This window comes from Roseibium sp., assembly GCF_965276855.1.
Lineage (GTDB): Bacteria > Pseudomonadota > Alphaproteobacteria > Rhizobiales > Stappiaceae > Roseibium.
In genome coordinates this window covers 1,492,956-1,508,959 of record NZ_OZ255700.1, presented here as the reverse complement: position 1 = coordinate 1,508,959, position 16,004 = coordinate 1,492,956, and the positions used below count along the sequence as shown (strand labels likewise).

14 protein-coding genes are annotated in these 16,004 nt (G+C 57.1%); 7 read left to right on the top strand and 7 right to left on the bottom strand.

Features of this window, described 5'->3' with window-relative positions:
* Positions 1-2 precede the first annotated feature (2 nt).
* The 3 genes from ACQY4Z_RS06850 to ACQY4Z_RS06840 are packed head-to-tail and all read right to left on the bottom strand — an operon-like array spanning position 3 to position 4,326.
* A complete protein-coding gene (locus ACQY4Z_RS06850) occupies positions 3-1,214 on the bottom strand; it encodes a mandelate racemase/muconate lactonizing enzyme family protein (protein WP_428527832.1) in 1,212 nt (403 codons plus the stop codon).
* A gap of 11 nt (positions 1,215-1,225) precedes the next feature.
* On the bottom strand, positions 1,226-2,713 hold the full coding sequence (locus ACQY4Z_RS06845; protein WP_428527830.1) for an aldehyde dehydrogenase family protein: 1,488 nt from the start codon (positions 2,711-2,713) through the stop codon (positions 1,226-1,228).
* On the bottom strand, positions 2,710-4,326 hold the full coding sequence (locus tag ACQY4Z_RS06840) for a GMC family oxidoreductase (RefSeq protein WP_428529741.1): 1,617 nt from the start codon (positions 4,324-4,326) through the stop codon (positions 2,710-2,712). The genes ACQY4Z_RS06845 and ACQY4Z_RS06840 overlap by 4 nt, the downstream gene beginning before the upstream one ends.
* Positions 4,327-4,496: 170 nt before the next feature.
* Here ACQY4Z_RS06840 and ACQY4Z_RS06835 point away from each other — a divergent pair, with 170 nt between their 5' ends.
* Positions 4,497-5,381 carry a LysR substrate-binding domain-containing protein gene (locus ACQY4Z_RS06835; RefSeq protein ID WP_428527829.1) on the top strand — a complete coding sequence of 295 codons (885 nt, stop codon included), beginning with the start codon at positions 4,497-4,499 and terminating at the stop codon, positions 5,379-5,381.
* Here the strand turns inward: ACQY4Z_RS06835 and ACQY4Z_RS06830 are convergent.
* Together ACQY4Z_RS06830 and ACQY4Z_RS06825 are read right to left on the bottom strand one after the other, a co-directional pair.
* Positions 5,378-7,753: a fatty acid cis/trans isomerase gene (locus ACQY4Z_RS06830; RefSeq protein WP_428527827.1), complete on the bottom strand. Its 2,376-nt coding sequence runs from the start codon at positions 7,751-7,753 to the stop codon at positions 5,378-5,380. The two genes, ACQY4Z_RS06835 and ACQY4Z_RS06830, sit on opposite strands and share 4 nt — an antisense overlap.
* Positions 7,754-7,759: 6 nt before the next feature.
* A complete protein-coding gene (locus tag ACQY4Z_RS06825; RefSeq protein WP_428527825.1) occupies positions 7,760-7,993 on the bottom strand; it encodes a hypothetical protein in 234 nt (77 codons plus the stop codon).
* A 191-nt stretch (positions 7,994-8,184) separates the two neighbouring features.
* On the opposite strand from ACQY4Z_RS06825, the gene ACQY4Z_RS06820 reads away from it, so the two are divergent.
* The 5 genes from ACQY4Z_RS06820 to ACQY4Z_RS06800 all read left to right on the top strand — a co-directional run bounded on the left by ACQY4Z_RS06820 (position 8,185) and on the right by ACQY4Z_RS06800 (position 13,493).
* Positions 8,185-9,510: an NAD(P)/FAD-dependent oxidoreductase gene (locus ACQY4Z_RS06820; protein ID WP_428527823.1), complete on the top strand. Its 1,326-nt coding sequence runs from the start codon at positions 8,185-8,187 to the stop codon at positions 9,508-9,510.
* Positions 9,511-10,833 carry an NAD(P)/FAD-dependent oxidoreductase gene (locus tag ACQY4Z_RS06815; protein WP_428527821.1) on the top strand — a complete coding sequence of 441 codons (1,323 nt, stop codon included), beginning with the start codon at positions 9,511-9,513 and terminating at the stop codon, positions 10,831-10,833.
* 38 nt (positions 10,834-10,871) lie between these two features.
* Positions 10,872-11,372 carry a ClbS/DfsB family four-helix bundle protein gene (locus tag ACQY4Z_RS06810; RefSeq protein ID WP_428527819.1) on the top strand — a complete coding sequence of 167 codons (501 nt, stop codon included), beginning with the start codon at positions 10,872-10,874 and terminating at the stop codon, positions 11,370-11,372.
* 60 nt (positions 11,373-11,432) lie between these two features.
* On the top strand, positions 11,433-12,458 hold the full coding sequence (locus ACQY4Z_RS06805) for a VOC family protein (RefSeq protein ID WP_428527817.1): 1,026 nt from the start codon (positions 11,433-11,435) through the stop codon (positions 12,456-12,458).
* Positions 12,459-12,599: 141 nt separating this feature from the next.
* Complete coding sequence (locus ACQY4Z_RS06800) at positions 12,600-13,493, top strand: DMT family transporter (RefSeq protein WP_428527815.1); 894 nt, start codon at positions 12,600-12,602, stop codon at positions 13,491-13,493.
* Positions 13,494-13,497: 4 nt separating this feature from the next.
* Here the strand turns inward: ACQY4Z_RS06800 and ACQY4Z_RS06795 are convergent, their stop codons facing one another.
* The gene (locus ACQY4Z_RS06795) at positions 13,498-14,493 is read right to left on the bottom strand and encodes a DnaJ C-terminal domain-containing protein (protein WP_428527813.1); all 996 of its coding nucleotides are present in this window, start codon (positions 14,491-14,493) and stop codon (positions 13,498-13,500) included.
* 185 nt (positions 14,494-14,678) lie between these two features.
* Positions 14,679-15,086, bottom strand: coding sequence for an RT0821/Lpp0805 family surface protein (locus tag ACQY4Z_RS06790; RefSeq protein WP_428527811.1), 408 nt, complete (start codon positions 15,084-15,086; stop codon positions 14,679-14,681).
* A 158-nt stretch (positions 15,087-15,244) separates the two neighbouring features.
* Between ACQY4Z_RS06790 and pdxH the strand changes: the two genes are divergently transcribed.
* Entirely contained in the window at positions 15,245-15,880 is a 636-nt protein-coding gene (gene pdxH, locus ACQY4Z_RS06785; RefSeq protein ID WP_428527809.1) for a pyridoxamine 5'-phosphate oxidase, read from the top strand.
* The last annotated feature ends 124 nt before the right edge of the window (positions 15,881-16,004 follow it).

Below are 16,004 nucleotides of genomic sequence, written 5' to 3'. Positions count from 1 at the left end.
TCCTAGAGCGGCAGTGCTGGCGTTTCCTGAAAACCCAAATGGAGCTCGGTGCCGGTGTAGGGATTGGCGCGGGCAACATCTTCGTTGAGGTCATGCCCAAGGCCCGGTTCCTTTGACGGGATGATATAGCCGTTCTCCCATCGGATCGGTGTTTTGAGAAGGTCTGCGAAGAACCCGTCAAAGGTGCGGATTGATTCCAGCACCAGGAAATTCGGGCTGCAGGTCGCAAGCTGGATATTGGCGAGCGCCACCAAAGGCCCGCAATAAAGGTGCGGAGCGACTTGCGCCGAATGGCATTCCGCCATCGCCGCGATCTTCTTGGCCTCCAGCAATCCACCGACCCGGCCAAGGTTCATCTGCAAAATGCTGGCGGCTCCCGTCTCCAGAACACGCGAGAATTCGTACTTTGTGCAAAGCCGCTCGCCGGTTGCTACCGGAATGGAGGTGAAGCGGGCCACTTCCGCCATATCCTCCGGCTTTTCGGGCGGGATCGGCTCTTCAAACCAGAGCGGGTCGTACGCTTCCAGCCGCCGGGCGAGGCGCTTGGCACCAGACACCGTGAACTGGCCATGGGTGCCGAACAATAGATCAGCTTTTGTGCCTACGGCTGCGCGGATTTGTTTGCAGAACGCCTCGGAGCGCTCCAGATCCTCAAGGCTCGGTTGGTGGCCATCATAGATGGTGTAGGCACCGGCCGGATCGAACTTCACGGCTGTAAAGCCCTGGTCGACTGCCTTTGCCGCTGCTTCTGCAGCCATATCCGCGTCGTTATAGACGTTGGGTTTATCCGGGTCCGGATAAACATCGCCATCGGCTGGATAAAGATACGTGTAGGAACGCAGCCGCTCGTGCACCTTGCCGCCGAGCAGCTCATAGGCGGGTTTGCCCGCCGCCTTGCCGATGATGTCCCAACAGGCCATTTCCAGACCCGACAGAACACCCATGACGGTCACATCCGGACGCTGCGTATATCCGGCACCGTAGGTCTTGTGCCACAGCTTCTCGATATGGTGCGGGTCTTCGTCGGCAAACTGGCGTTCAAAGACATCGACCGCCATCTGTGCCACCAGATTCGGCCCGAAGGTGGCATTGTAGATCTCGCCGTAGCCGGTGATGCCGCACTCGGTCACCAGCTTGACGAAAATGAAGTACCGCCCTCCATGGCGGGGCGGCGGGTTGCCAACGACGAAGGTTTCGATATCGCTAAGTTTCATGTCGAACCGTTTTAGCTGGCGTTGCTGATCGTGATAGCTTTGACTTTGGTGTAGGCATCAAGGCCTTCCCAGCCTTTTTCTCGGCCATAGCCGGATTTCTTGTTGCCGCCAAAGGGCAGTTCCAGACCGCCCGCCCAATAATCGTTGACCGAAACCTGACCGCTGTCGAGCGCATGGGCAACCCGCATCGCGCGTCCGGTGTCGCGCGTGTAGACGCTTGCCATCAGGCCGAACTCCGTCCCGTTCGCCAGCTCAATGGCCTCGTCTTCGGTTTCGAAATTCTGGACGGAGAGGACCGGACCGAAGATTTCGTCCTGAACGGCCGGGTCGTTGGCCCGCAGATCGGCGATGATGGTCGGCTGGAAAAACCAGCCCTTGCCGGTTTCCGGATCGGTGGTCACGTCGCCGCCGGTCAGGATGTTGGCACCGTGCGCCTTGGCGGCATCGACATGGGCCTTGATCCGGCCAAGGTGCAGAGCAGAGTTGATCGCTCCCATATTAGGGTTCTTCAGGCCATGGCCCACTTTCAGGTTGCTCGCGCGTTCCGTCAGGATAGCGAGGACTTCATCACGCAAGGATTTGTGCAGGATAAGCCGTGAACCCGCGGAACAGATTTGGCCGGAGTTGGAAAAAATCGCCCAATAGGCGCCATCTGCGACCTTTTCCGGATCCGCATCTTCAAAGGCCACCAGCGGGGACTTTCCGCCGAGTTCCAGCGTAAGCCGGGTGACATTCGGGGCTGCCGTCTGGGCGACATTCACGCCGGTGGTGACGGAGCCTGTGAAGGTTAGCTGCTTGATCCGGGGATCACGGGCAAGTTTGGCGCCAACATCGCTCCCGAGGCCGGTCACCACGTTGACCAGTCCGTCCGGCACACCTGCTTCGCTGAGGAGCTCAGCCATCACAAGTGCGGTGAATGGTGTCGTCTCTGCGGGCTTGGCAACAACAGAACAGCCCGCGGCTAGGGCAGGGGCAACGCCACGCGCAAATGTGGACGTTGGATAGTTCCAGGGAATGATGTGGCCGGTGACACCCACCGGCTCGCGAACCGTAAAGGCCGTCAAGTCCGGGCCAAGGTTCACCGACCGGCCGTCCAGCTTGTCGGCAGCGCCGGCATAATATTCAAACAGCCGCGCAGAACTTTGAACATCGCCTTGGGCCTCAGCCAGCGTCTTGCCGCTGTCGAGGACTTCAAGGACTGCCAGGCGGTCTGCGTTTTCACGGAAGACACGGGCGACGTTGTTCAGAATGCGGCAGCGCTCGGACGGGAGCGCTCTTGCCCAGTCTTTGGCGGCCTTTTCGGCCGCTTTGATTGCCGTGTCCATATCGGCTTCAGTGCCGAGCGAAAACTCGGCAAAGGCCTCGGCACGGGCCGGATCGAAGCTTTCCATCTTCCGGTCAGAGGCGGAAGTGAACCGCCCGCCGATGAAATGGCCATCCGGGAGGCTATCAATGTGTCCTGTGGAAAGGTAGTTGGCGGCAAGGTCTTGAACAGTCATGCGGAGGCTCTTTTGTGATCTTCCAGAATTATATCAGCGCCCTTCAGGGCAAGCATCATGGTGGGGGCGTTGGTGTTACCGGAGGTAATGTTCGGGAACGCCGACGCGTCTACCACACGGAGGCGCTCTATACCGTGAACTTTCAAACGGTTGTCGACAACCGACGTTTCGGCACTCGCACCCATCCGGCAAGTGGACACAGGATGATAGACCGTCCCGGCACGGGACCGGAAATCGTCCAGGAGGCCTTGATCGTTCAGCTTCAAAAGGTCTGGTCCGGTAGGCCGGTCGACGATCGCCTGTAAGGCCTTGCTCGCCATGATCTTCTGACAAAGCCGGCCGCCGGAGATAACCGTGTTCCGATCTTCGTCCGTCGACAGGGAGTTCGGCTGAATAGATGGCGCGACAGAACAGTCTGCGCTCTTGATATCGATCCGGCCCCGGCTGGTCGGACGCGCCGGCTGGGCGCAGATGATGAAGCCGTTGAAGGGATCAAGGGTAAAGCGGGAGGAACCGCCGGAGGATTTCATCTGATAACTGATCGGATTGAAATAGATTTGCTGATCCGGCTGGGTGAGCTCCTTGCGCGAGCGTAGGAAGCCACCGCACTGATTGACCGACAGGGCCAAGGGGCCTTTGCGCGACAGGGCATATTGGAACGCTGCACGCATTTGCCCGATAAGTGGCCGCAGAACTGCATTCAGCGTTGGTTCATGGGCCTGAAAGGTGTAGTTCGCGGCCAGGTGATCCTGCAGGTTGCCGCCCACATTCTCGTTGGCTTGGACGACCGGAAGGCCAAGCGATTGCAGAAGCTGCCCCGGTCCAACACCAGAGAGCTGAAGCAGTTGAGGTGAGGCAATCGCACCGGCAGACAAGATAACTTCCCGGCGGGCGGTCAAAACTTCGCCGGATAACAATTGAACGCCGGTTGCGCGCTGTCCCTCAAAGAGGATGCGCTTTGCCTGCGCGGCTGTGCGCACTGTCAGATTTGGGCGTTTGAGGGCGGGGTGCAAAAAGGCGCGAGACGAAGAGCACCGAAGTCCGGCTTTCGTGTTGATGTGGTAGATCCCGGCCCCTTCGGGCTGATCGCCGTTGAAGTCTTCCGACAAAGGCAACCCGGTTTCCGTGATCGCAGCAAAGAAATGACGGTTCAGCGTGTGGATCTCGCGGGAGATGTCCTGAACATTGATCGGGCCGCTGCCCCGCTTACTCCCATCCGCACCGGTCTTTGTTTCCAGGCGCTCGAAGGTTTCACGCACCGCGGACCATGACCACCCGTTTGCGCCGGAACTTTCCCAGTCGTCGTAGTCTTGCGGCAAGCCCCGGCAATACACCATGGCATTGATAGACCCGGAACCGCCGAGCATTTTGCCGCGTGGCCAATAGAGCGACCGGCCATTCAGGCCGCTATCGGCTTCGGTCATGAATTGCCAGGTGCGTTTCGGATCGGCGTAAAGTTTGCCATAGCCAAGTGGCAGTGAGACCCACGGTGAATCGTCCGCCCCTCCCGCTTCCAAAAGCAGCACCGTCGTGCCGGGGTCCGCACTCAAACGTTCGGCCAAAATGCAGCCCGCCGAACCGGCGCCCACAATGATGTAATCGGCAGTTTGCAAAGTCGGATCTGCTCCGGTCATTCGATCGCTCTGGTAACTTTCGATGAGTTTGCAAAAAGCCTGAAGCGAAAAATCATTTGGTGTAACATCGAAAAAATTTGAAGGAGGCGATGGGCGCACAATGAGAAATGGAGCGATCTTTGACACAAACCAGCGGCTGAGAACCTTGGATGGCCTATAACCTTCCGCCCTTGCCGTGGTTGAGAGCGTTCGAAGCAGCTGCCCGGCTCGGAAATTTCACGCGTGCTGCCGAAGAACTCCTGATTACGCCGGCCGCTGTCAGCTATCAGGTGCGCCAGCTGGAGCAGCAGCTCGGATATCCATTGTTTGATCGCCTGCACCGGGAGTTGAAGTTGACCCGGCTTGGGCAGACCTATCTGCCGTCGGTGGAAAAGGCGTTTTCCGATCTGTCGATTGCGACAGTCTCGGTTTTTGGCGGGCGGGAGCGCAAGCCGGTCCGGTTCCGCTGCCTGTCCAGCTTCGGGCACCTCTGGATGATCCCGCGGCTTGCGGATTTTCAGGCGGAGAACCCCGGTATTGACGTTCAAATGATCTCCGCCGCCTGGGCTGAGACCCTCAATCCGGATCTCTTTGAGATCGATGTGCGGTTTGGCGATGGAACCTGGAGTGACGGCGCTGTTGAGTTCCTGGTCAACGACCCGGTGATCGCCGTTTGCCATCCTGATCTTGCGTTGGACAGCACGAAAAGCGACGTGGAACAGCTTAGTCAGGCTGTCCGGCTCGACATCATGGGGGTTCTGGACACTTGGGAAAGCTTTTTCCGTCTTTATGGATACGCAGTTCCGGGGCGGTCAGGGCTGCAGGTAGACCAAACTCTGTCTGCCCTCGAGCTGGCGGCCCTTGGTCATGGCCATGCACTCGTTTTGGAAACGCTCGCCAAACCCTATCTGGAAAGTGGTCGGCTCATTCGCTCAACGGACAAGGTCATCACAAGCCGGCACAGCTATTATTTGGTGACGTCCGGACCCCGCCAAGCCCTAAGCCCTGAGGCTCAGGCCTTTTGCGACTGGCTGATCCGGGAAATGCGGGCTTAGTTGAAATTGAAGGTGAAACCAAACAGCCGCTCGATCGGATCTGTCACTTTCGGGTCGGTATAGCGATTGAGATCTAGAAGACCAGCTTCAACAGCATCTTGTGCGTTCAAGGCAGCTTGAACCTGATCAAAAATCATCCAGAACTCTGCATGTGTCCGGCGAATGCCGAAGGTCTCCACCACTCCTTGAAAATCCGTCTGACTGCGAACCGCGCTCAATGCCTCAACAAACTCGGGCAGCGCAGCCTCTTCCACTTGGAAGATAAAGTTCGGGTAGCTGCTGAACTGGCCCGGAACAATCGTCATCGCGTCATCTTCCGGCTTGCGGCGCAAATCCTCGTTGAAGACGAAGGCAACGTTGCTGTGTGCCATGTCGTGCACCAGCGTGTAGATCTCGTCGTTCTCCGCGCGCTCCACAATAAGCACGGCGATGTCGGGCATAAACTTTGCAAACGGCGCGGGTTTCACTGTCAGCGGGCGCAACTGCCCGGCTGGTGTTTCAGGCGAGGCACAAGCGCGCCCGGTGCAGCGGTTGATCGGGTCGACTTTCGGCCAGAGGCCCGGCTCAATCTGAAGGAGCTCCTTCAGAAATTCGGCCTTTGGTGTTTTGGTCTGAAAAGTTATGCCGGTTGGTGTTTCGGTATCGAGAGGTGCTTCTTTCCATCGGTCGACGAGGGAAACGAGAGTCCCCTGGTACCAGGAGCTGTGGAGCGGATCCCGGCTTTTGGGAGGCAGAAAGGAGAGGAACATTCGTTCGCCCTCACGGCGCAGGCTGTCCATGTAGAGACGCGTTGTCAACTGGTGTTCGACATTTCCGAAGACGTCGAACCCGGCAACAAGATTGTAGTAGATCCGTTCAAACAGAGGGAAATCGATCACCCAGGCGGTTTCAGGTATGGACCCCGCAAAGCCGCGCACCACAGATGCGGATGAGAAGTTCCGGTAAACGGTCAGCCGGGCATCATGGTTGCTGCCATCCCCGTCCCAGATGTCCTGATAATTCAGGCCGCCGGTTGTCCGGGCAGCATGCCTGTAGCGGGCCTGCCGAAACTCCTGATATTTGATGGGGCCAAGTGTCAGAAAATTACGCATCCGGCCCGAAATCGAGCTGTCTGAGACGGCGACCGGCAGTTCCAGAATGGGCGTTGCTTGTGACAGATAATCAGGGTCGGTCACAGAAAGGTCAGCATCAGGGTCAAGGAACGACACCCAGAAACGGTCCTCGATCACATTCACCGCGACTTGGCCATAACACACCGGTCCACGGATGAACGAGCGGACAAAATAAAGAGCGTTGTCGAGTAGGAATTGATAGCGGCTGCGGGTCGGGATTGCGGCGAAGGTCGACAGTGGATTGCCGCCGGCGGCCGTAGAGTAGGCTGGCAGCGCATCTAACGACCAGTCGGGTTTCAGGAACAATTCGATGTAGCGGGCAAGGCGCTTCTGCCCGATTTCATAGACGATGTGCTGCTTGTGCAGGATCGTCTCGTTCAACGGGATCAGGCGGTAGAAGAAACGGCCGCCTGGATCATCAAAGGGGCGGCGTGACTCAATTTCATTGGCCGGTTTACCCGGTGCAGTTCTAGACCGTATCAAACGGAAAAAGCGGTCCGGATGATCGCCTTCAAGGTGTAGATGCGCCAGAAACAGATGTTCGTAGATGTAGCGGGCAACGAGTTTCGATTTCAGCGCCGTTTGATTGAAGAACCCTTCGATTTCAGCTACTTGCGCCGAGACACCTGGTGGGAGATCAACGGGCTCCACGGCGCCGGGCGCCCCGGCCTTGGCCCAGGCCAATAAAATCCGGTAGTCGCTTTCTGGAAGCGGAGCCATACCATAAGGCATACCGCCAAACTGATGATCGTTCAGATAGTCTGCCGTTTCATTTGGCGCAGGGCACGACGTGTCCCGGTTCAATCCGAGCTCAACTTCGTCTGGCAATGCCGCGCCCAGTTTAAACGGATTGTCGCGCCCGGACTGCAGCAATTGTACCAGCGTCGAAGGTTGTTCTGATGTTCCCGTGACCGGGAAGAAGCCTTTCTGGCGCCATTCTGGAATAGTCTTCGCATCGATCCTCAACCGCGTCATTGGCGCATCATCAAGGCGGGAAGATTCGTAGACCTTTTGTTTGCTCGCCCCTCTGGCCCATCCATCGGGGGAAGACAGTTTGAGTTGGCAGGGGGCATCATAGCAGCCGTGACACACCACGCAGCGGTTGTTTAGAACATCCTGAACCTGCGTTTGAGGGGAGTGTTGTGCCTGCGCAGGACTGACAATCAGGAGGCCAAGCCCCACCGACGCCAGAGCGGTTTTGACCCTGCCGAAGGTTGTGCCTTTAAGGAGTGCCAAATAGGGGCTCAACACGTGTGGCATTTCCCGTCATTCCTGATCTTCAGGCGATTTCGTTGTCGAGCCTTTGTAGGCGATGAGATACCCATAGAACGCATAAGCCGTAATCGCCCCTACGATGATCGCCCAAGTTTGGTTGTCATTATAATATTCCACGCCCGTCCAGGCTGCACAAAAGCCGACGATCAGGATCCGCCTCCAGAGAGGATCCAGCCAGGGATGTTCAAATCCACCAAACACAAATTTGCCTTTCTTCTTCGCCATCAATGGCGATGACTGGCTTCGGGGCTTCCTTAAGGTAAGCTGTCAAGATGTTGCGCAACAAAGTGAAATTCCAACAACCTTCGCCTTTTTGCCTTGCAACATTGGTCACAAGAGAACAGGGTAATCAAGCTGACCGATGCTGAAAAGGCCATCTGCATCATGACACCATTCATGTTTACCGGCACCGCGACATGCTGAATTCGCTTGACCTTCTGACCGCCAATGACACACCCGGCCAACACCCGCCCTCCTACTATGCTGCAACAGCACGGTGGCAGACGACCTATGCACCGTTAGACGGGCCACGGGCTGCCGATGTGGTGATTGTCGGTGCCGGTTATACTGGGCTTTCCGCGGCACTTCATCTCGCCGAACGCGGCTTGGACGTTGTTCTTCTTGAAGCCAACCGCGTCGGTTGGGGCGCGTCCGGACGCAACGGAGGACAAGTCGGGTCCGGTCAGCGTGTCGAACAGGATGTCCTGGAAACCCGCCACGGCAAGTCTCATGCAAAACTTCTTTGGGATCTGGCGGAGGATTCCAAAGCGCTTGTCAAAGACCTGATCGCGAAACACGATATTGCCTGCGATTACACGCCTGGAATTCTCCACGCCGATCATCGCAAGTCCTACGTGGAAGACAGCCGCGACCACGTCGAACATCTCCGGCTGACCTATGGCTATGACCAAATTAGGTTTGTCGATGGTGATGAGATCGGCGACATGGTCGGCAGTCCGAAGTATTTCGGCGGGTCGCTGGATATGGGCGCGGGACACCTCCACCCATTGAATTACGCGTTGGGCATGGCGCTTGCTGCCGATAAGGCCGGCGCGAAAATCTTCGAAGAAACCAAGGTGACAGGGATTGAAGAGCAGGCCTCTGGCGGCGTTCAGGTTTCAACCACCGGGGGGGCAGTAAAGGCCCGCCATCTGATCCTCGCCTGCAACGGCTATCTCGGCAAACTCAACCGAGAAACGGCAGCCCATGTCATGCCGATCAACAACTTCATCGTTGCCACAAAGCCGTTTTCCGAGGACGAAGCACGGGCCCTAATCCGCGACAATGTCGCGGTTGCCGACAGCAAGTTCGTGATCAATTACTTCCGTCTGTCTGCTGATCGGCGTCTGTTGTTCGGCGGCGGCGAGAACTATGGCTATCGCTTCCCGGAGGACATCAAGTCGTTTGTCCGCAGGACGATGACTGAAATTTATCCGCAGCTGGCGGACGTCGAAATCGACTATGGTTGGGGTGGAACTCTTGCCATCACCCCAAAGCGGATGCCCTATTTCGCACGCGTCAAACCCAACATCCTGACCGCGACAGGCTATTCCGGCCATGGCGTCGCCATGGCAACGCTTGGAGGGCAGCTTCTGGCCGAAGCCATCGCTGGAACCGCAGGCCGGTTTGATGTCTTTGAACGGCTTGATATTCCAGCGTTCCCGGGGGGCGACAAGTTGCGTTTTCCGCTGCTCGTCCTAGCTATGACATGGTTCTCACTAAGGGATCGGCTCGGCATTTAGATGCTCCAGAAGACACAAGATCAGCGGCAACTGGCGGGAAGCTATTGGGAAGCAAGCAGACCCGCACTGCGCACGGACCGTCAGCTGATGGGCAATGCGCTGTTTGATGTTGCGGTGATCGGTGCCGGATTTGCCGGGTTGAGTGCTGCGATGAAGCTGGCAGCAGCTGGTGTTTCGGTCTGCGTGCTGGAAGCAGAGCATGTCGGCTACGGAGCCTCAGGCCGGAACGGCGGATTCTGTTGTTTGGGTGGGACAAAACTGAGTGTTCACCAGCTTGTGCGGCGTTTCGGTTTGGAAGAAGCGCGCAAGTTTCTTGCCTATCAAGTCGCCGGCATCAACCAGGTCGCTCAGCGGTTGGAGACTTGGGGGATTGACGCCGACTGCCATTCCAAAGGCGAAATCACTCTGGCGCACAGGCCAAAAGACCTAGACGGTTTAAAGGCTGAAGCGGACTACCTGAAGGAGAATTTCGGGGTCAAGTCCCGGGTGCTGGACAAAGCAGCGCTGGACAAAGAAGGCTACGGCGGTCCCGGCTTTCACGGCGGTCTTCACATCCCGTACGGGTTTGCGCTCAATCCGATGGCCTATCTCTTTGGCCTTGCAGATCAAGTGCGCAGGAAGGGGGGGCGGATCTACGGCAAGTCCCCGGTGAATGGTATGAGCCGCGATGGGGACCGGTGGCGGCTTGATACCGAACATGGCTTCGTGCGCGCAAAAGGTGTCGTGCTTGCCGGCAACGGTTATGCGAAGGAGACCGTGCCCAAATGGCTTCACGGCCGAACGCTCCCGGTCATGTCGTCCATTCATGTGACGCGCCCAATGTCCGAGGATGAGTTGTCCGCTCAAGGTTGGACGTCGGAGACGATGGCGTCAGACTCCCGTATTTTGCTGCATTACTTCCGGCTGATGCCTGATCGTAGGTTCCTGTTTGGAACGCGCGGCGGAATATTCGAGACCGAACCGTCCCTCAAAGCCATGCACAAGCGCGCAAGGCAGGATTTTGATCAGATGTTTCCCGCCTGGAAGAATGTTGAGAGTGAATATCAGTGGTACGGCCGCGTATGCCTGGCCCGCAACCTGACCCCGTTTGTCGGTGAAATCCCCGGGATGGACGGTGTTTATGCGGCAATGGGCTGGCATGGAAGTGGAATTGCCATGGCCTCCTTGTCCGGAGAAAAAGCCGCGGGTCTGATATTAGGCACCGTGCGCCCTGAAGACCTGCCTGCCGCTCTGCAACAGCCGTTCAAACGTTTCCCGCTGCCTTCGTTGCGCAAGCTCTATTTGCAAGGAGCCTACTGGTGGTACGGATATCAGGACCGCTAAGCTTTTGAGGAAATCCAGTTTGGTATCGCAGGTCAAAGATGGCGGCAGGGTCAAAATCAGAGCTTCTTGAGATCACCGTAAAGGAATGGAGCAAACTCAAAGATGTGCTTGATGCCTTTCCGGCTATGCAGCGCCTGGAAAAGGATGAAGACGGCATCAGCCCCAAGGATATCGTGGGACACCGTGCGCACTGGATCGAGTTGTTCTTGAAATGGTACCGGGATGGTCAATCGGGCGTCCCGGTCCACATCCCCGCTGAAGGCTACAAATGGTCGGAAACGCCGCGCTACAATGCCGATTTGAGAGCGCGTCAATCCGGCTTTTCTTGGGTCTCTGTCCGCACACTGCTTGAGACCAACCATTTTGAATTGCTGGCCCTTATCGAAAATCTGACTGACAAAGAGCTATATGGCGCGCCGATGAAGGGAAGCCAGAGCAAATGGCCCGCTGGTCGTTTTGCAGAAGCTGCCGGTGCAAGCCACTACCGGTCGGCTGTCAAATATCTCCGGAAACGGATGCGCGCAGCCAAAGCCGGATAAATACTGCCATTGCATCCAGCGATAACAACGCCCATCTCGGGCTAAGTGAGAGTTGGAGGAATGATGGCGGTCGGAGACTTTGTTTGGTGTGACCTGTCCACCTTGCGCCCTGAGACAACCAGGCCTTTTTATCGAGACCTTTTTGGTTGGGACTATGCGGTCAACCAGCTGCCAGATGGCTCCGACTATGCCGTAGCTGAAAGCAGGGCTGGTGAAGCTGCTGGCATTTTCGAAATGCCCAGAAAATTCCAGGAGATGAAGCTCCCCAGCTTCTGGATGGGATACATTGAGGTTGGGGATGCTGATGCGGCGGTGGCCTCAGCGCGAGAAAATGGCGGCAAGGTTGAGCTGGGTCCGGTGCCTTTTCAGGACGATGCCCGCATCGCGTTGATCCGGGATCCGCTCGGCGCTGGCTTTACCGTCATTGAGAACAGCGGCCTGCCAGTGCGTTCGGATAATGCCCCTGAAGGCTCAATGATTTGGAATGCGCTTTATGTTTCAGACGCTGCCCGGGTCATCAGCTTTTACGAGCACTTGTTTGGCTGGCGTTTCAAGCCATCATCGGGAGCTGGAGAAACCTACAGCCATTATCAGATCCTCAATTCCAATGGCCGTCATGTCGCAGATCTCGTGCAAGCCCCGGAAGCGATCCGCGGCTCTTTCGAGTTCTGGGGCATACATTTTTCTGTTGCCGACCGAGATCGCGCCAAAGCGACCGTCGAGGCCAAGGGCGGAGCGGTTCTTTACGAGGACGGTGATGCGGTCCTAGTTCAGGACCCGGATGGCGCGGCGTTCTTCGTGGCTGTACCCAAAGCTGGTGCAAACTGTGAGGACGACTCGGCGTCCAAGTCTCTTTTCCGTTATTGGAAGCCTGCGGCCGCGCTCGCCGTGTTGTGGGGGGCATTTATGCTGGACCAGTCCTGGGTCTGGGGGCTGATATTCCTGGCCTGGGCCATTCCGGCACTTCGTACCGGAGAAACGCATCTCATCGAACCGGTTCGCAAACGCGAAACACCCGTTCTGTTTTGGTCGATTACGATTACCTGGATCATTTTGAGTGCCGCTGTGCTGATGTACGGCCTCTAACGCGATATTGGCTCCCACCTAATTGCCGCTGCGCCCAAAGCCAATGGTGCCTTTCGCATCTGCGCGTTCGATTACAGTGACTGCTTGCTATTCTTTTTATAGCGATTTATTGCTATGAAAAGAATAGCGTGAGATTTTGTGATGATAGCGTTGCTTCCGGCAGTCGCCGCTTTGTCGGCGTCATTTGGTTGGGCATCTGGAATTGTCCTGGCCCAGTGGCCTGCCCGTCAGCTGGGTGCTTTTGAGTTTACGAGAATTCAGCTAATCGCTTGCGCAGCCTTGATGTCTTTGATGTCGTCAGTGTTGGGCCTGTGGCCGGCCCCTGCCACCATCGACATCCCGGCATACGCTTTGAGCGTGGTCGGTGGTGTCTTGCTTGGCAACCTTGCCATGATCGAGTGCCTCCGACGGGGAGGCCCGCGTCTGACGGAACTGCTTTTGTGCTTGAAGGCGCCTCTTGTTGCGTTGATGGCCTACATTTGGCTCGGCGAAACGCTTTCTCTTTCGGACATCACAGGTACAGGCGTGGTTATCACGGGCATTGTTCTCGCGATCCAGGCCAATCACGCGGATGAGGTGCCGATAACCGGTGCTCGCAAAATCCTGGGCCCAGTGGTTCTATTGGGGATTGCAGCCGCCGCTCTTCAGGGAGGTGGGTTTCTTGCCGTCAAGCCGATGCTTGAGCAAGGTGCGGAGCCCATTGCCGTGGCGGCCATTCGCCTTACAGGTGCAGCCGGTCTTGTTGTTTTGATTAGCCTGTGGCCAGCGGCGATCTTCAAGCCAAAATCCGAGCCTAACGCTTATCTTCTTGTGCGCACGATCTTGCCAGGCGTCATTGGCTACGGATTTTCTTCGTCTCTGTTGCTGTATGCCTTTGCGCACATGGAGGCAGGGATCGCGGCGGTGCTGGGATCCCTATCCCCGCTATTTGTGCTGCCGATCCTGTGGCTTAAAACAAAAATGCGCCCGGACCCCAGGGCCATTGCGGGCGCATTCCTTGCGGTGACAGGCACCGCCATCATTGTTCTGGGTTAAAGTCCTAGTCGAATTCGGGACCGCGAACCCGGTACGGGGTGATCTCCCGCCATGCCTTCATCAAGGTGTCCAGCTCATCATCCCCGTGCGGCGGCAGCATGATCTGGATCTTGACCAGGAGGTCGCCATGACCGCCGTTTTTGGTTGGCAAGCCCTTGCCCTTCAAACGCATGGTCTTGCCACTGGAGGTATTCTCCGGAATGGTCAGATTGACAGCGCCGGTCAGGGTCGGTGTCCGGATCTTAGCGCCGAGGATCGCCTCATAGAGCGTGATCGGCAAATCCAGATGAAGATCGGAGCCTTTGACGTCAAACAGCTTGTGCGTCTTGAAGCGGACCTCAATCAGGGCATCACCCGCAGCACCGCCTTGATCGCCCGGATGGCCCTGACCTTTCAACCGGATCTTTTCGCCCTCAACGACGCCTTTGGGAAGTGTGACGTTGACGGTTTTACCGCTCGGGAGCGTGACCTGAGCCTTGCCGGAGTTGAGAATATCCTCCAGCGACACGGCGGCTATCAGATCTGCATTCGCGCCTTTGGAGGGGGAGGGCCGGCGCGCCTTGGCGCCGCCTGCACCTGCAAACCCGCTGGCACCTGGGCCCGCACTTCCGCGCGCGCCACCACGGCCGCCGAAACCACCCAGAATGTCATTCAGGATGTCATCGAACCCGCCACCGCCCGCAGCTCCGCCGGAGGACCGGAACCCACGGGAGCCACCGGCTGCACCAAAGTCTTCAAATCCGGAGAAGCCATCAAAACCACGCGACTGGAATTTCTGCTTGCCCTCGGCATCAATTTCGCCGCGATCAAACTGGGCCCGCTTGTCCTTGTCGCCGATGATTTCATAGGCCTGGTTTACTTCGGAAAAGCGCTGCTGTGCCCCCGGATCGTCCTTGTTCTGATCCGGGTGGTATTTTTTGGCCAATTGCCGAAAGGCCTTTTTGATGTCGCCCTCGCTGGCGGATTTCGCCACCCCGAGAACGCTGTAGGGATCCCGCATTCGTCTCACCAGTGTTCACAAGATTGCCGGTCTGGACCGCTTGTGCCGGTCTTGATGCCTGTCACAAGGCACTGCCCGCATATCGTTGTCCGACCATCGTTACCTTAGATATCGTAACGGATAGGAAAAAATTCCAGAGCGCCGACGGTGGACCCTCGGTTCTTTTACAGCGAATTTTCCGTTGTTCAAGCGTCAGCGACTGTGAGCGCTGTGACGGCAAACTTCTGTGTAATGTCCCGGCAAGCTGTGCCGGAGTAAAGTTTGATGCCGCTGATGGTGTTGGCGGTGGTTTTGAAACCAAGGCACCCGGTCTGCTTAAACGCAGTCGAATTGATTTCGGAAATTGTTCCAGAGTTTCCGCTGATGCCGTTCAGCCACGGCAGTTTCAAGTCTTCCAGGCCCGCTCCGCTCGCCAGATCCTGGTCCAGGGTGTCAAAGTTCTTCGCAATGGATTGCCGGTCTTCAACGCTGAGATCTGTGTAGGCTTCATCAGCCGCTGAGGGAATGGATCCCGTCAGAATGGTCGGTGTTTTCAGATCATCGGTGCCGACCTGCATGCCAACCTGGCTGCACCCCGATGTGGTCAATCCCATGACAAGTGCGCACACCACCGCATATTGGCTTTTCAGGGGGTGGATCTTGCTGGGTCTGGCAGTATATGAACGCGTACGGCGCATCACTTGATAGCCTTTCTCAAGGGCGGCATCTTCTTGCCGTTCCTCCGGCCATCGAATCCTTCGACAGGGTACCAATGACAGACCTCAAGAATCCCCATGAAGAGTTAACAAAAGGTGACTTTGTTGAGGCAGAGAAACCATTTGAGCTGTTTGATGAATGGCTTGAGGAAGCCAAAACGACCGAACCCAACGATCCGAATGCTTTGGCGCTGTCGACGGTTGATCCGGACGGATTGCCAAATGTGCGTATGGTTCTTCTGAAGGGTTTTGATGAAACCGGGTTTGTGTTTTACACGAATTTGGAAAGCGCCAAGGGCCGTGAACTGTTGTCGGCTGGTAAGGCAGCCATGTGCTTCCATTGGAAGTCTCTGCGGCGCCAAATCCGAATCCGGGGCGAGATTGTCCAGGTGTCCGCCGAAGAAGCGGATGAGTATTATCAGTCCAGACCGCGCGGCAGCCGTATTGGTGCCTGGGCCTCCCGCCAATCACGTCCGCTGGAAAGCCGTTTTGCGCTAGAAAAGGAAGTAGCCAAATACACGGCTAAGTTCGGCATTGGCGAAATTCCACGCCCCGACCATTGGTCAGGACTGCGCTTGATCCCCAGTGAGATTGAGTTTTGGGCGGACCGGCCCTTCAGGCTTCATGACCGGGTAAAGTTCACCCGGTCTGCGCCGTCTCAGCCGTGGAGCAAAGAACGCCTTTACCCCTAGGCCGTGTGGACGAATTGGGACGTATTTCGTGAGACAAGTGCCAAGATATGGCGGCGACGGTCCGGTAGAGCGTATCGATATACGGTCAAGGGATCGGCGGTGCCAGATCGCTGGCACCTGTCTC

What these genes read in the sequence shown, in the direction of transcription:
- ACQY4Z_RS06820 (WP_428527823.1), top strand. Translation starts at nt 8,185, where the DNA reads ATGCTGAATTCGCTTGACCTTCTGACCGCCAATGACACACCCGGCCAA.
- ACQY4Z_RS06800 (WP_428527815.1), top strand. Translation starts at nt 12,600, where the DNA reads ATGATAGCGTTGCTTCCGGCAGTCGCCGCTTTGTCGGCGTCATTTGGT.
- ACQY4Z_RS06850 (WP_428527832.1), bottom strand. Translation starts at nt 1,214, where the DNA reads ATGAAACTTAGCGATATCGAAACCTTCGTCGTTGGCAACCCGCCGCCC.
- ACQY4Z_RS06805 (WP_428527817.1), top strand. Translation starts at nt 11,433, where the DNA reads ATGATGGCGGTCGGAGACTTTGTTTGGTGTGACCTGTCCACCTTGCGC.
- ACQY4Z_RS06830 (WP_428527827.1), bottom strand. Translation starts at nt 7,753, where the DNA reads ATGCCACACGTGTTGAGCCCCTATTTGGCACTCCTTAAAGGCACAACC.
- ACQY4Z_RS06825 (WP_428527825.1), bottom strand. Translation starts at nt 7,993, where the DNA reads ATGGCGAAGAAGAAAGGCAAATTTGTGTTTGGTGGATTTGAACATCCC.
- ACQY4Z_RS06795 (WP_428527813.1), bottom strand. Translation starts at nt 14,493, where the DNA reads ATGCGGGATCCCTACAGCGTTCTCGGGGTGGCGAAATCCGCCAGCGAG.
- ACQY4Z_RS06835 (WP_428527829.1), top strand. Translation starts at nt 4,497, where the DNA reads ATGGCCTATAACCTTCCGCCCTTGCCGTGGTTGAGAGCGTTCGAAGCA.
- ACQY4Z_RS06845 (WP_428527830.1), bottom strand. Translation starts at nt 2,713, where the DNA reads ATGACTGTTCAAGACCTTGCCGCCAACTACCTTTCCACAGGACACATT.
- pdxH (WP_428527809.1), top strand. Translation starts at nt 15,245, where the DNA reads ATGACAGACCTCAAGAATCCCCATGAAGAGTTAACAAAAGGTGACTTT.
- ACQY4Z_RS06810 (WP_428527819.1), top strand. Translation starts at nt 10,872, where the DNA reads ATGGCGGCAGGGTCAAAATCAGAGCTTCTTGAGATCACCGTAAAGGAA.
- ACQY4Z_RS06815 (WP_428527821.1), top strand. Translation starts at nt 9,511, where the DNA reads ATGCTCCAGAAGACACAAGATCAGCGGCAACTGGCGGGAAGCTATTGG.
- ACQY4Z_RS06790 (WP_428527811.1), bottom strand. Translation starts at nt 15,086, where the DNA reads ATGGGATTGACCACATCGGGGTGCAGCCAGGTTGGCATGCAGGTCGGC.